Raw genomic sequence first — 14,430 nt, 5'->3', positions numbered from 1 at the left:
TGTCGTTAAGTATGAAGCCCGTGCTGCCATTATTAAGCACATTTGTTTTTTTATTGATCTTGACTGTTGATGCCACAGCACAAGATGATTTACTGAAAGAATTGGAAGAATCAGAACCGGTAAAAGCAATTTATACCGAAGCAACTTTTAAGGGAACGAGGGCTGTTAATGGGCATTCAATAGAAACGAAGCGTAAAGGTGAGTTAGAGTTTTTGATCAGTCATCGCTTTGGCAGGCTTAACTCAGGCGCCTATGAGTTTTGGGGACTCGATCAGGCATTTATCAGGTTAGGTTTTGAATATGGTATTAACGACAGGCTTGGCGTAGGCGTAGGGCGCAATTCTTTCAATAAAATTTATGACAGTTACATAAAATACAAAGTGTTGCGTCAGCAAAGCGGTATAAAGAATGTTCCTGTAACGGTTACTGCCTTTGGTAGTTTGGCCATACAATCTGCACCGCGGAGCAGCGATGATCCAACCCTTGTTTTTAACGACAGACTTGCTTATACAGCACAGCTGCATATCGGAAGGAAATTCTCTCCGAAACTTTCATTGCAACTCTCACCGACCATTATTCATACCAACAGAGTCGATCAGCAAATGATGAAGAATGATCAGTATGCCCTTGGTATAGCAGGTAGATATAAGTTGACGAGGAGTCTTTCGCTTAATTCAGAATATTATTATCGTGTAGATCCAATAGACCCAAGCCCTTATTATAATTCACTGGCTTTTGGATTGGATATTGAAACGGGGGGGCATGTGTTTCAATTGATTGTATCTAATACTCAAGGTATGGTTGAGCGCACCATCATTAATGAAACGTCAGGTGATTTCTTTGATGGTGATATTCACTTCGGATTTAACATAACGCGCACGTTTCAGCTAGGTAGGTAATTTAAAATTTAAAATTGAAGATACACATCGCCATGAACTGGAAAGCCGGTGCAAGTCAGTATCCTTCCTTTGGCAAGATCAGCATCCGTTAACACTTCATTGCGTTGCATCCATATTTCGCCCTTTGTGCAAGTAGCGGCACAAGCCCCACAGCGACCAGCTTCACAGCTATAGGGTAAATCAATAGCCTTCGCTTTGGCTGCTTGTAAAATGTTAATAGGATATTGGGTAGTAATTTTATGCAGGGTCCCTTCAAACTGAATAAATACAGTATGCTTGTTTGTTTCGGGCGGAAGTGCTTGTTGGCGTGCAGGTGGTGTATGAAAAACTTCCTTGAAGACTTGCGCAGGAGGGACACCTTGCGCAATAAGCGTAACCATAGCCATCTGCCGGTAATCCAAAGGTCCGCAAACATAGGCTAAAGTTTTGGCCGGCTGATCTACATACAATTGAAAAAGCTCCTCCAACACGCTTTTACCTAGTCGTGCGCGCATTAGATTTTTAGCGTTACTAAACAGAAATTCTATACGCAGCCGTCCTGAGAATTTATTTTCTAGTTCTCTGAGTTCAGCTAAAAAAATGGTACTTTTTTCATCATGGTTACTATAGATCAAAACTACTTTCAGGTGTTGCTGAAAGTGTAATACCTCTTTCATAAGAGAAATGAGTGGTGTAATGCCACTGCCTGCAGCCAGTAAAATGATCGTAGTGAATTGTGTGTTGTCTTTTGGCAAGGTGAATAGTCCGGAAGCACCATTGCTCATCAGCGTATCACCTACTTTTACTTCATCAAAAAGCCAGCGCGAGATTTCACCATTATTAATGCGCTTAACGGTAATGGTAGGGAAGGGGTCGAGTATAGGATGTGAAGAGAAAGAATATTGTCTTCGTATTTCTCCATTTAACCCTTTTTTTATCAAGGTCAAAAACTGACCAGGTTGATACGATAACTCCTGATGCTTTTCTAAGACAAATGATTTTGTATCGGCCGTTTCTTCTCTGATCTCCCTTACTTTAAATTCAATCATCATTCAGTAACTTCAAATTTCAAATTTTAAACTTGAAATTAATATTTCTATTTACCTAATGCTATGCCCTTGGCCATCTTGGGAAAGATTAGTCCATGGAAGGGCAACACCGCATACCAATACAAACGTCCCCAAATTCCTAAGGGCCGAAAGGTAGCCGTTTGGATCAGCACTTTTTTACCGGCATGGACCTTTAACTTAAACTCTAACCAGGCTTCACCGGGTAATTTCATTTCGGCATACAACAAAAGTCTGCCCTGTTCTTTATCTGCCACCAACACTCTCCAAAAATCAAGGGCATCGCCCGGCTTTAAATCGTCCTCACTTCGCCTGCCTCTTCCTAAACCAACACCACCTACCATTTTATCAGCCACACCACGTAAGCGCCACATCCAGTTACCAAAAAACCAACCCTTTTCTCCGCCTATACCCCAAAGTCTTTTAATGATTACTTCATTAGAATCCGTGTAAGACACAACGCGCTTATCCAGGAAGCAACCAAAATAAGGCACCTCTGCATAATTTAAGAAATGTGTGTTGATGGATGGGTTATTTACTGCATCCTTCCAACTGGAAACGACATTGCGCTGCTGAATCCTTTCGAAGGCCATTTGAAGTGCTTCTTCGTAGCTAAGTAAGTTAATGGGCACAAGCTGCTGAATGCGATCATCCTGGCAGACTACCTCATTGCGTAAGCTGCTCACCAATGTTTTGGCAAGGGGTAATGAAGTTGACGTAACAAAATAAAGCCAATGCGAAGAAAGTTTAGGAGAAAGAAGTGGCACAGGAATAATCCACCGCTTTAATTTGCGAATGCGGGCGTAAGTCATCAACATATCATGATAACTTAGTACATCTTTGCCACCTACATCAAAAGTCTGATTGTAAACAGCAGGCTTGAGTAATACCCCACGCAAGTATTCAATGATGTTGCGAATACCAATGGGTTGACATTTAGTCTTTAGCCACTTTGGCGCCACCATCACAGGTAATTTTTCTACGAGGTCGCGAATAATTTCAAAGGAGGCACTTCCTGAACCGATAATGATGGCTGCACGTAAAACGGTCAGTGGAGTTTTGGCTGATTTCAAGATCTCTTCTACATCTTTGCGTGAGCTTAAATGCTTGGAGAGTTTAACATCGTTGGCAATACCACCCAAGTATATAATTTGTTGTGCAGTGGTTTTATTACAATACCTGATAAAGTTATTCGCTTGTAATGCTTCCTGTGATTGAAATGAATTCAGATTATTTCCCATAGAATGCACCAGGTAATAGGCGGCATCTATATCTATAGGTAGATGTTGAAGTGTGTTGGCATCAGTTAAATCTCCTTCCACTACCTCAATGTTTTTGAGATGGGCCTCAGAAAAATCTTCAAAGTCGAAACGTCTTTTATCACGTACTAAACAAAGCACGTGGTGTCCGTCTTCTACGAGTACTGGCAGTAAACGTCTGCCGATGTACCCGGTTGATCCTGTAAGGAGTATTTTCATATGATGAGGGTCTGCTATATGTAAAAGCAAACACCACTGATGTTTACTTATTCGGCAAGTGCCTCTTTGTAGGTTTTTAGTACGCGATCCCGCGCAAAGGAGTGTTCAACCATTGGCGCAGGATAGTCTTTTGTACCAAACTCAGGCACCCATTTTTTGATGTACTCAAACTTCGGGTCGAATTTTTCTGTTTGCAAAGTAGGATTGAACACCCGGAAGTAGGGTGCGGCATCACAACCAGAACTCGCGGCCCATTGCCAGCCTCCGTTATTAGCTGCTAAATCAAAGTCGAGTAATTTTTTAGCAAAGTAGGCTTCGCCCCAACGCCAATCTATCAGTAAATGCTTGGTTAAAAAGCTCGCAACAATCATACGTACCCGATTGTGCATGAAGCCAGTAGCATTGAGTTCGCGCATGCCCGCATCAACAATGGGGTAGCCAGTTTTTCCCTCGCACCACAATGCAAATTGTTCTTCATCCTTGCGCCAGGGAATGTTATCATACGCTGGCTTAAAAGCTTTGTTAACCGTTTGCGGAAAGTGCCACAAAATCATGTGGTAAAAATCGCGCCAAATCAGTTCATTTAACCAGACTTCATTTTTCTTGACAGCCAATTGAGCCAACTTGCGAATGCTGACAGTGCCAAAGCGCAGGTGAACACTTAACCTTGTTGTTCCGGCAATAGCAGGAAAATTACGTTGCGTATCGTATTTTTCAATAATGCTTTGTTTGATAATGCGCTCTGGAAAAGTCGCATCAACAGACTCAAAGCCAATACTTTTCAAAGATGGAATGGCGATAGATTCGCATGATTTAAAATGCGAAAAGTATTTTTCTGTAGGATAGCTCTTTAAATAAAATTTATTGAGTTTAGCTTTCCATTTACGGCTATACGGTGTAAAAACGGTGTAAGGCTTGCCATCATCTTTCAAAACCTCATCTTTTTCAAAGACCAGTTGATCTTTATACGTTTTAAAATCAACGCTTTTAGCTGTCAGTATTTTACTAACTGCTGCATCTCTTTCTATGGCGTAAGGCTCATAGTCATGATTCGTATAAACAGCTTTAGGGCTTAATTTTTGATAAATATCTTCAGGCTTACCATGCAGAACTAACAATGACGAGCCTAGTTTACTGAGCTCTGTTTGTATTTGCAGTAAACTTTGATGGATAAAGACCACACGCTTATCTGTTTTATCCTCGAGTTGCTCAAGTATGGCGGAATCGAATATAAAAAGAGGAAGAACTTCTTTGTTTTCTTTAAGTGCATAGTAAAGTGCCGCGTTATCCTGCAGGCGTAAGTCCCTTCTGAGCCAGACAAGCGTTGTGTCTTTGGTGACTAACTTATTAAGATTTTGAATTTCTGAGATTTTCAATTTCCTTTTCCAGTTTATCGATGGCCTCCATTTTAACAGCGTATAATTTTAAATCACCACTGCGTTGAATATGCATAGCTTCCTCTAAAAGCTTACTTCGCTTTTTTTCAAGGCTTTGCACAGGATTAGATTTGAATAAACCGAACATGTTTTACAAGTTGAATAGTATAAAATCAGATGGCAATGGCTGTCATTTCAGGATGCTGCATAATCAATTTAAACCAGGCAGTATATTGTTCAGGATTCTTTCGGATATCTTCTCTCAGTTGGCTTAGGTTAATGTACTTCCAATCCTCGACTTCAGCGGGATTTGTGTTGGGCACACCATCAAACTGGCCTATGAAAACATGATCACATTCGTGTTCTATTAGATTTTTATCGAGCTCAGCTTTGTAGATGAACTTGTAGGCAAACTCCAGTTCAACTTCAATGCCCATTTCCTGCAAAAGTTTTCGTTTCGTAGCCTCTTCCATGCTTTCTTCTGGCAAGGGGTGACTGCAACAAGTATTTGTCCACAAGCCACCACTATGGTATTTGCTTGCAGCCCGTTTTTGCAATAATAATTCGCCTTTGGTATTAAAAAGTAGAATAGAAAATGCACGATGCAGTAAGGCTTTTTGATGCGCCTCCAGCTTTTCCATGGTTCCAATAGGGCTGTCGTTGGTATCTACCAGTACTACGTGCTCCATCAGATTAAATTCAGCTGGTGTTTAACATAAGAATAGGCGAGCAAACGGATTTTGTGCCTGTTGCGCACACGTATTCTGTTATTCAATACTATTTCAGAGGGTGAGTTTTGGATCTTTTTAAACAGCGACAAGTAATAAACATAGGCAACATATACACCAAATCTTGCACCTCTTGGTAAATTTTTAATACCGATTAAGGCATTATCAAAATCACGTTGTATGCTATCTTCAATTTGTTGTTTATTCTCTTCATTTAAATTATCCAGTTCCAGTTCAGGGAAGTAGACACGCCCCATACTAAAGTCTGCCTTTAAATCGCGAAGGAAATTCACTTTTTGAAATGCAGAACCCAAGCTCATGGCTGCGGGCTTCAACTGCTCATAAAGTGCATTATCACCTTTACAAAATACACGCAGACTCATCAGGCCTACAACTTCGGCAGAGCCGAGGATGTATTCTTTCATGCTTTGTTCATCGTATACTGTTTTTGAAAGATCCCACTCCATACTTCTTAAAAAAGTATCCGTAAGTTCTTTCTCAATTTTGTAAGTATTAACAGTATGTTGAAAACTGTTGAGGATTGGGTTTAAACTAATGCCTTCTTCAATAGCCTGATAAGTATCTTTGCGAAAACGCTCCAGTAAAGTCTTTTTATCAAAGTCGTGAAAAGTGTCTACAATTTCATCGGCAAACCTAACCCAGCCATAAAGCGCATAAATTGGATCGCGGTATTCGGGTTTTAAACAGAAAATACCCAGGGAGAAAGAGGTGCTATAGGCACGGGTAGTCATGCGACTTGTGCGAATAGATACTTTATCGAAGAGTTGTTTAGAGGTCATTTGTTATAAGTTAGCCAATTTTATCGATCTCTTTTCATCAATTCTTCTGCAACCACCTGGCCAGAGATCAATGAAGGGGGAACTCCGGGCCCGGGAACAGTGAGTTGACCCGTATAGAACAAGTTATTTAGCTTTTTGTTTAAGATCGAAGGCTTAAGATTTGCTGTTTGTTTAAGGGTATTCGCCAAACCATAGGCATTTCCTTTAAAAGCGTTGTAATCCGAGATGAAATCACGGTGGGCGTAGCTTCTGTTGTAAACAATATTATCACGCAGGCTTTCGCCCGTCAGTTTTTCAAGGCGATCCAACACCATATTGAAGTACTTTTGGCGTATTGCCTCTGTGTCTTCCAGGTTAGGCGCCACAGGAACAAGAATAAAGACGTTTTCGTGGCCTTCCGGAGCTACGCTTGTATCAGTTTTGGATGTGCAACACACATAAAAAAGCGGATTGCTGGGCCAGGCAGGTTTATCGTAAATCTCAACAGCGTGCTTACTGAAATCCTGATCAAAGAAGAGGTTGTGATGCAGGAGTTTGTTAAGTTTTTTATTAATGCCCAAATAAAAGATAAGTGATGAGGGCGCCATCACACGTTTATCCCAATATGACTCCGTGTAACGTCTGTAAGCAGGGGGTAACAAGGTCTGTTCTACGTGGTGGTAATCCGCGCCTGCTACAACAAAGTCAAATGCCCTGAATGTACCATTAACAGTTAGGCCCTTGGCTTTATTTCCATCAACGTCAATGGCTTGTACTGCACTATTGAACTCAAATTTAACGCCTTGTTCTTTTGCGACACTCACCATGCCCTCAACAATTTTATGCATGCCGCCTTCCGGATACCAGGTACCCAATGCCAGGTCAGCATAATTCATAAGACTATATAGCGCTGGGGTATTCTCGGGTGTTGCACCTAAAAACAAAACAGGGAACTCCAGCAGTTGTACAAGTTGTGGATGTTTGAAGTATTTCTTAACGTAAGTACTGATGGATTCAAAAACATGAAGTTTAAAGAGACCTTTAAAAAGATCCAGGTCTAATAATTCAGTAAGCGAAAGCCCAGGCTTTCTTACCAATTTATTGATGCCTACTTCATATTTGTATTTGCCTTCAGCTATGAATTTCTTAAGCTGTACGCTACTACCTGGTTCGAGCGTATCAAACATTTGATACAAGGCTTCAAGCCCTGCAGGAACATCCAATACATCCTCCTTGCTGTAATAGATGCGGTAGGAGGGGTCTAATCTTTTAAGTGTATAAAAATCGGAAGCTTTCTTGCCAAAGAAGTTAAAGTAGTTTTCAAAAACATCGGGCATCCAATACCAGCTTGGCCCCATGTCGAACATATAACCGTCTACATCGAATTTACGCGCACGGCCACCGGCACTTTCATTCTTCTCAAATATAGTAACCTCATAGCCTGCCTTGGCTAAAGTACTGGCAGCCGACAAGCCTGCAAAGCCGGAACCAATAACAGCAATTTTCTTCATTCAAAATGTTTTGCGGAAGTTACTAATAACCCTCCAACTGTTTTTGAATCTCTTTGCGTGCATGGAAGATTCTGTTTTTAACAGTACCGATAGGAATGTTCAAATGATCAGCGATCTCATTATACTTATAACCTGAAGTATGCATCTTGAATGGGATCAACAACTCATCTTTCACAGTTTCAATTTTCTTCCAGGCATCTTTGTATTCATAGCTGGAGTCTGGTGAGTTGAAGGTATGATCATCTTTCACATTAAGGAAGTAGAGCTCCTTCGTAGTATCGTGCGATGTTTTAGCACGCTGATTCTTTCTGTAGTTATTAATGAATGTGTTTCGCATGATGGTGAACAACCAACCTTTCAGGTTAGTGTCATCGCGAAATTTGTCTTTGTACATCAGGGCCTTCATGATGGTGTCCTGTACTAAGTCTTGCGATTCTTCACGGCTTGAAGTAAACCTGCGCGTAAAGGTCTGGAGCGTTGGACGCAAACCAGCAATTTTATCAGAGAATTCGATGGCGGTCATATGCTTCTTTGTTTTGTTTAACAAATATGAGATAAAAGTTAAACAAAAAGAAATTAAACATCATTTTGATTTATTATTTGTTTAATATTTATATGAATGGTATTAAACAAAAAAAGAGACAAATGCCTCTTTTCCTTGACTGCCAGTCTATTAGATGGATATCTTAAAGTAAATCTTTTAATGCCAGGGCATTTTTAAACAAAACGATGTTTTCCGGTACTCGCCCCGTATAGCTAGCCAATTGCATTCCTGATACAAAAACACGATTTTGTGGAAAATCAGAAGAAAGTTTACTCAGGTAATCCTCTAGTGTAATCAATTCGCTGCCACTGGTAATGGAGGTTATTAATATTTCGGGCTTATGTTGTTGAACTACCTGGAGTAAATCTTCATGCGGAACGTTCTGGCCTAGATAGTAAGTTCTGTACCCACTTTTTCTAACAATGTAATGGTAGAATAGCAGGCCAATCTCGTGCAATTCCCTTTCTCTTAAATATAACACCACCCGTTTAGATTCATGAGATGGGATGGACAGGCCGTCAATGGCCACAATCATTTTTTGTCTGATCAGGTTTGAAATGAAGTGTTCCTGGGCAGGGCTTATATTCTGGGTTTGCCATAGCAAACCAATTTTTTCAAGAAAGGGATATGTTATTTCCGTAATGGTCTTTTCAAAGCCATACCGTAAAATCAGGTTAGAGAGTATCTTTTCAAATTTCTCTTCTTCCATATCAATCATAGCCATTACCAATTGGTCTATGTGTATGGTTACATCGCTCTTGAGTTCACTGATCTCTAATACCTTTTTATTAAGATCATCCGTGCTCATGTCAGCAATTTTGGAGATCTTGATGCCGTTGTTATTTAAGAGCGAAACACTAATGATCTTCTTTAATTCGGCATCAGAATAATAGCGGATGTTGGTATCTGTTCTGGCGGGCTCAATAATTCTATGTCGCTTTTCCCAAATACGTATGGTGTGGGCTTTAATCCCCGACAGTTGCTCCAGCTCTTTAATTGAATATGATCCCATTTGTTTTTGGTTCAAGAAATTTGTTGGATAAACCTTGCTTTTAGCCAATCTTTAACCATCTATAACAGCAATTATTTAGTATTGTTTAAACTTTTGTTATGCCCCCTAAGTTAAGCCATAGTTCTGATTTGCTCAAGCAGGGCACTGACTGGTTTGATTCCAGGGGCTGGAAACCATTTGCATTCCAAACCGATGCCTGGCAAGCTTACCTGAATGGCGAAAGTGGTTTGGTAAATGCGCCCACTGGAAGTGGGAAGACGTATTCATTGTTAGTGCCCATCGTGTTGGAGTACATGCGCACGCACCCAGATTATAAAAAGGAGAAGCCACAGGGTTTACAGGCCATTTGGGTTACTCCTATACGTGCCTTATCTAAAGAGATATATCTGTCAGCCAGCAGAATGATTGAAGGAATGCATTTGCCCTGGGAAGTGGCTATACGTTCTGGCGATACGAGTATCAAAGAAAGAGAGAAGCAAAAGCAGAAACCACCACAATTACTCATTACCACACCCGAGAGTCTTCATTTACTGTTAGCACAGAAAAATCACGCTATGCTTTTTGCTGATTTAAAAGTGATGGTGGTCGATGAATGGCATGAGCTGATGGGATCAAAACGAGGTGTACAAGTAGAACTGGCACTTTCGCGTTTTAAAAAATTATCTTCTTCCCTAAAGATCTGGGGTATCTCAGCCACCATTGGTAATATGGACCAGGCCGTAGAGGCATTGTTAGGAAACACATTGACAGTGCCCGGTAAAATTATCCGGGCGGATATAAAAAAGAAAATAGAGGTTGTATCCGTCATGCCGGATACACTTGAGAAAATGCCTTGGGCTGGCCACTTAGGTATACACCTGTTAGAGAAGGTGGTTGACATTGTAAAAGCCAGCAAGACAACCCTGATCTTTACCAACACAAGATCTTTTGCAGAGATATGGTATCAGAAGATGCTGGATGTAGCCCCGGAGTTATCCGGTTTAATAGCCATGCATCACGGCTCTATTTCACAAGACCTGCGCAACTGGGTTGAAGAACAATTGCATGAAGGTAAACTAAAAGCAGTTGTGTGTACGTCCAGTCTTGATTTGGGCGTAGATTTTCGACCAGTAGAAACAGTTATACAAGTGGGCGCACCCAAAGGCATTGCACGTTTTCTGCAGCGGGCTGGCAGGAGTGGGCACCAACCCGGGGCTATCAGTAAAATTCATTTTGTGCCTACGCATTCACTCGAACTGATGGAAGCTGCTGCCATTCGCGAAGCCATAGAACACAATATTGTGGAAGACCGCTTCCCCTACATAAGATCATTTGATGTTTTAGTACAATACCTGATTACGTTGGCAGTAGGGGGTGGTTTTATTTCCGAAGAAATTTTTAAGGAAGTTAAAAGCACATTTAGTTATGCTTCCGTGAGTGAAGAGGAGTGGGAGTGGTTGCTGGCGTTTATCGTTACAGGCGGAGATTCCTTGCAGGCTTATGATGAATACAGGAAGGTTGTTATAGAAGATAACGTATATAAAGTAGACAACAGGCGAATTGCCATGCGCCACCGCATGTCTATTGGCACCATCGTGGGTGATACTTCAATTCTTATAAAATACCAATCAGGTAAATTTTTAGGAACCATAGAGGAGTACTTCATCTCTAGATTAAAGCCGGGGGATGTATTTTGGTTTGCCGGCAGAAATCTGGAGCTCATTCGCATGCAGGGCATGGAGGCACACGTGCGCAATTCAAAAAGGAAAACTGGTTTAGTTCCATCGTGGCAGGGTGGACGTATGCCTTTATCCTCACAGATGAGCGAATTGATTCGCAATAAGATTCATGAGATGGTGAAGGGTACAGACCATGATGAAGAGATGACTTTTCTGAAGCCCTTATTTCAGTTACAACAGGAAAGATCGCATGTACCTGACAAAACTGAATTTCTGATTGAATATTTCGAAACGAAAGAAGGATATCATCTGGTGATGTATCCCTTTGAAGGTCGTTTTGTACATGAAGGCATGGGCGCATTAGTGGCCTACCGGATTTCTCAGATTCAATCCATTACGTTTTCTATAGCAATGAATGATTATGGTTTCGAATTGTTAAGCGATCAGGCAATACCAATTGAGCAGGCATTAGAAGAAAATCTTTTTGATACTGAAAACTTATTGAAAGATATACAGGCCAGCATTAATGCCACTGAAATGGCAAGGAGAAAATTCCGAGACATTGCGGCTATAGCGGGCTTAGTCTTTAAAGGATATCCCGGTCAACCTATTAAAGACAGGCATTTACAATCAAGCACACAACTTTTTTTTAATGTATTTAATGATTACGAAGCACATAATTTATTATTGAGACAAGCCTTTGACGAAGTAATGGATTTTCAGTTGGAAGAAGGCAGGCTAAGGAAAGCGCTGGATAGAATTAATAACCAAAAAATCATTCTTAGAAGTCCGGAAAAACCAACGCCTTTTGCTTTTCCCATTATGGTTGATCGTCTGAGAGAGAAGATAAGTAGTGAGAAACTTGAGGATCAGGTGAGGAGAATGGTTTTGCAGTATGCATAGGCATCGTTTCTATTTCAAATAACATAGAGCTTATTTATTAATATTTTGATCCAAATAGAATAAGTAGTTCTCGTTCTTATCCTAGTCTACTGTTTGCCTACCCGAATTTTTACAGATTTATTATTTGTCTACCCTTTGTATACATCTATTTTTAGGTATTATGTTGAGTTGATAGCAAATTGCTTCATCAAAATAATTTTGGTCGCAATTCCAACGCTATTTTGATTAGGGTATTTCGGTTTAGTAAGACGCATACCTATTAACATTACCTTCCGGTAGCGGGTAGATCTTCGTTTCCTGTGGGGGGGGCATCTGCAGGCAACCGCCCGCTATCAGGTAAGGTATTGTTATTAGTCAGTCCGTAGTTACCAACTGAATGAAATGAGTGATGCAGTTGGCCTGAGGTGTCAACTGAAAGAATGTAGTTTTATTTATTCTCGGATTTACAGATCATCCCCAAGCTGTTTTAAACAAAAATGCCGGAATTTACTCCGGCATTTTTATTTGAAGCAATTTTGATCTTAGTGAATCAGATTAAAGAATCTACTCCACCTGATTTTATTAAAGAAGCTTGCGTTGCTGTCCAGCGACAACCAGATAAAGAAGGCCTTTCCTACAATGTGATCTTCAGGTACAAAGCCCCAATAGCGCGAGTCTAGCGAATTATGACGGTTATCGCCCATCATAAAATAATAGTTTTGCTTAAAGGTATAGGTGCTTAATTCTTTTCCTTCGATGAAGAGCTTTCCGTTTTCGATCTTAACATCTTCATTGTGCTCATAGCGCTCGATCATTTTTCCGAATAAAGTGAGCGTTGTAGAATCAATGGTAATTGTCATTCCTTCCTTCGGCACCACTAAAGGACCAAAGAAGTCGCCACTCCAGGGAAATTTAGCAGCGTCCGGGTAAATATTGAACTCAACATTCTTTCGCGTCTCCATCACCACCGAGTCGATGAAGGGAAGCTTTCTTAATTCTTCTACTGTATTTTGGGTGAGCGGCATGGCATACCTTACCTGGTTTTCAGTATTACTAATAATCTGAAATCCATCTATTTCATACTTATCTAATATCCTGTCGTTGATCAGACTCTTAGCATACACAGAGTAGTCGTGCTGCATGCCAGGTTCCTGCTCGGACAAAACACCATTAATATAGACCTGATGATCTTTAATCTGAAGGGTATCACCGGCAATAGCTACACAGCGTTTGATGTAGTTAGTCTTCAAATCAACAGGATAATCAATCCACTTTGATTTGGGTACGTAAAGATTGTTTTCTTCTATACCAGGCACATTAAACACAACAACATCGTTACGCTTAACACTGGAGATGCCGGGTAAACGATATTGAGGTAGTTGGATAGCCTTGCTATAGGAAGGAATATTCGTGAACCATATTTTTTGGTGGGTGAGGGGTAATTGCAGTGGTGTTTTCGGTGTGCGTGTACCATAATGAAACTTGCTTACGAATAAGAAGTCGCCCACTAATAAGGATTTCTCCATGGAAGGTGTGGGGATGGTGTAAGCTTCCATAATCAACCAACGGATGAGAGTAGCAGCCACGACTGCAAAAGCAATAGCATCAACCCACTCCCGTACTTTTGACTTAGGTTGTACTTCCTTTTTTTCCTCTTTGTTCTTTTTCCAAAACTGCCAGTTCATAATTCAATATCAGGTTGCAAATAAAGTTAAATCTTTTGAAAACACGACTTTTAAGAGAAAGGGGCTTCATTTTGAATGAATCGCATCTTTACAGGGTAGTAAGTCGCACAGATAAGACTATAATTTCAAAAAGTCGTCCATATTTAAAACACCCTGTTGCTTTTCCTGGACTATCCAATTGGCTACCTCTATAGCACCTAAGGCAAAGCCTTCCCGGGTATGAGCTGTGTGCTTTATTTCAATATCATCAATTGCAGAACTATACTTAACGCTGTGGGTACCGGGGGCGGGGTCAATACGATGCGAAATAATGGAGAGTTGTTCAGGGTTTTCCTCGCTTTTGTTGATCCAACTATTCTTGCGCTGTAAGTTTTTAAATATGTCCTCCGCAATAGTAATGGCTGTTCCGCTAGGGGCATCTTTTTTCTGGGTGTGGTGAATCTCATCTACCGATACATTATAGCCAGGAAAGCTGTTCATGATTTTGGCTAGGTGAGCATTTACTTTAAAAAAGATATTAACACCAACACTGAAGTTAGAGGCATAAAAGAAAGTGCCTTGTTGTTGCTGGCAAAGTGCTTCTATTTCTTTTTTCTTTTCCAGCCAGCCTGTAGTGCCACAGACTACCGGAAGCCTTCTTTCAATACAACGTTTTACATTCTCGTATGCCGCTTCTGGCCTGGAGAATTCAATGGCGACATCGGCTTCTACCTGCTTGATCTCCTCCTGATTATGGATGTCGATAATCCCGGCAATTCGATGCCCTTTTTTTACTGCCAGACTTTCGATGGTTTTACCCATCTTCCCGTAACCAATGAGTAGAATATTCATA

13 protein-coding genes are annotated in these 14,430 nt (G+C 40.8%); 2 read left to right on the top strand and 11 right to left on the bottom strand.

The window, feature by feature from the left end:
• Positions 1–11: 11 nt before the first annotated feature.
• Complete coding sequence (locus ACO1XM_RS16570) at positions 12–899, top strand: DUF5777 family beta-barrel protein (RefSeq protein ID WP_486231019.1); 888 nt, start codon at positions 12–14, stop codon at positions 897–899.
• An 8-nt stretch (positions 900–907) separates the two neighbouring features.
• On the opposite strand, the gene ACO1XM_RS16565 is transcribed toward ACO1XM_RS16570, so the two are convergent.
• From ACO1XM_RS16565 to ACO1XM_RS16525, 9 genes are all read right to left on the bottom strand, one after another.
• Positions 908–1,930 (bottom strand): 2Fe-2S iron-sulfur cluster-binding protein, encoded by a 1,023-nt coding sequence (locus tag ACO1XM_RS16565; protein WP_486231017.1) that lies wholly within the window; start codon positions 1,928–1,930, stop codon positions 908–910.
• A gap of 44 nt (positions 1,931–1,974) precedes the next feature.
• Positions 1,975–3,423 carry an SDR family oxidoreductase gene (locus tag ACO1XM_RS16560; RefSeq protein WP_486231015.1) on the bottom strand — a complete coding sequence of 483 codons (1,449 nt, stop codon included), beginning with the start codon at positions 3,421–3,423 and terminating at the stop codon, positions 1,975–1,977.
• A 47-nt stretch (positions 3,424–3,470) separates the two neighbouring features.
• Positions 3,471–4,799, bottom strand: coding sequence for a cryptochrome/photolyase family protein (locus ACO1XM_RS16555; protein WP_486231013.1), 1,329 nt, complete (start codon positions 4,797–4,799; stop codon positions 3,471–3,473).
• On the bottom strand, positions 4,771–4,947 hold the full coding sequence (locus tag ACO1XM_RS16550; protein WP_127120843.1) for a DUF6435 family protein: 177 nt from the start codon (positions 4,945–4,947) through the stop codon (positions 4,771–4,773). Before ACO1XM_RS16550 ends, ACO1XM_RS16555 begins: the two co-directional genes overlap by 29 nt.
• 25 nt (positions 4,948–4,972) lie before the next feature.
• Positions 4,973–5,488 (bottom strand): isopentenyl-diphosphate Delta-isomerase, encoded by a 516-nt coding sequence (gene idi / locus ACO1XM_RS16545; RefSeq protein WP_486231010.1) that lies wholly within the window; start codon positions 5,486–5,488, stop codon positions 4,973–4,975.
• Positions 5,488–6,327, bottom strand: a complete 840-nt coding sequence (locus tag ACO1XM_RS16540) for a phytoene/squalene synthase family protein (RefSeq protein ID WP_486231008.1) — start codon at positions 6,325–6,327, stop codon at positions 5,488–5,490. Before ACO1XM_RS16540 ends, idi begins: the two co-directional genes overlap by 1 nt.
• 20 nt (positions 6,328–6,347) lie before the next feature.
• Complete coding sequence (locus ACO1XM_RS16535) at positions 6,348–7,817, bottom strand: phytoene desaturase family protein (RefSeq protein ID WP_486231006.1); 1,470 nt, start codon at positions 7,815–7,817, stop codon at positions 6,348–6,350.
• A gap of 22 nt (positions 7,818–7,839) precedes the next feature.
• Positions 7,840–8,340, bottom strand: a complete 501-nt coding sequence (locus ACO1XM_RS16530; RefSeq protein WP_486231004.1) for an RNA polymerase sigma factor — start codon at positions 8,338–8,340, stop codon at positions 7,840–7,842.
• Between the two features lie 163 nt (positions 8,341–8,503).
• A complete protein-coding gene (locus ACO1XM_RS16525; RefSeq protein WP_486231002.1) occupies positions 8,504–9,373 on the bottom strand; it encodes a MerR family transcriptional regulator in 870 nt (289 codons plus the stop codon).
• 98 nt (positions 9,374–9,471) lie between these two features.
• Here ACO1XM_RS16525 and ACO1XM_RS16520 point away from each other — a divergent pair, with 98 nt between their 5' ends.
• Positions 9,472–11,934, top strand: a complete 2,463-nt coding sequence (locus ACO1XM_RS16520) for a ligase-associated DNA damage response DEXH box helicase (RefSeq protein ID WP_486231000.1) — start codon at positions 9,472–9,474, stop codon at positions 11,932–11,934.
• A gap of 521 nt (positions 11,935–12,455) precedes the next feature.
• On the opposite strand, the gene lepB is transcribed toward ACO1XM_RS16520, so the two are convergent.
• Together lepB and dapB are read right to left on the bottom strand one after the other, a co-directional pair.
• Positions 12,456–13,598 (bottom strand): signal peptidase I, encoded by a 1,143-nt coding sequence (lepB, locus tag ACO1XM_RS16515; RefSeq protein ID WP_486230998.1) that lies wholly within the window; start codon positions 13,596–13,598, stop codon positions 12,456–12,458.
• A 117-nt stretch (positions 13,599–13,715) separates the two neighbouring features.
• Complete coding sequence (gene dapB, locus ACO1XM_RS16510; protein ID WP_486230996.1) at positions 13,716–14,429, bottom strand: 4-hydroxy-tetrahydrodipicolinate reductase; 714 nt, start codon at positions 14,427–14,429, stop codon at positions 13,716–13,718.
• Between the last annotated feature and the right edge of the window lies 1 nt (position 14,430).

The organism is Chryseotalea sp. (assembly GCF_057350905.1).
This window is presented reverse-complemented; position numbering and strand designations above follow the sequence as displayed.

Excerpts from the sequence above, each read along its gene's own strand:
- ACO1XM_RS16570 (WP_486231019.1), top strand. The coding sequence starts at position 12 with ATGAAGCCCGTGCTGCCATTATTAAGCACATTTGTTTTTTTATTGATC.
- ACO1XM_RS16565 (WP_486231017.1), bottom strand. The coding sequence starts at position 1,930 with ATGATGATTGAATTTAAAGTAAGGGAGATCAGAGAAGAAACGGCCGAT.
- ACO1XM_RS16560 (WP_486231015.1), bottom strand. The coding sequence starts at position 3,423 with ATGAAAATACTCCTTACAGGATCAACCGGGTACATCGGCAGACGTTTA.
- ACO1XM_RS16550 (WP_127120843.1), bottom strand. The coding sequence starts at position 4,947 with ATGTTCGGTTTATTCAAATCTAATCCTGTGCAAAGCCTTGAAAAAAAG.
- idi (WP_486231010.1), bottom strand. The coding sequence starts at position 5,488 with ATGGAGCACGTAGTACTGGTAGATACCAACGACAGCCCTATTGGAACC.
- ACO1XM_RS16540 (WP_486231008.1), bottom strand. The coding sequence starts at position 6,327 with ATGACCTCTAAACAACTCTTCGATAAAGTATCTATTCGCACAAGTCGC.
- ACO1XM_RS16535 (WP_486231006.1), bottom strand. The coding sequence starts at position 7,817 with ATGAAGAAAATTGCTGTTATTGGTTCCGGCTTTGCAGGCTTGTCGGCT.
- ACO1XM_RS16530 (WP_486231004.1), bottom strand. The coding sequence starts at position 8,340 with ATGACCGCCATCGAATTCTCTGATAAAATTGCTGGTTTGCGTCCAACG.
- ACO1XM_RS16525 (WP_486231002.1), bottom strand. The coding sequence starts at position 9,373 with ATGGGATCATATTCAATTAAAGAGCTGGAGCAACTGTCGGGGATTAAA.
- ACO1XM_RS16520 (WP_486231000.1), top strand. The coding sequence starts at position 9,472 with ATGCCCCCTAAGTTAAGCCATAGTTCTGATTTGCTCAAGCAGGGCACT.
- lepB (WP_486230998.1), bottom strand. The coding sequence starts at position 13,598 with ATGAACTGGCAGTTTTGGAAAAAGAACAAAGAGGAAAAAAAGGAAGTA.
- dapB (WP_486230996.1), bottom strand. The coding sequence starts at position 14,429 with ATGAATATTCTACTCATTGGTTACGGGAAGATGGGTAAAACCATCGAA.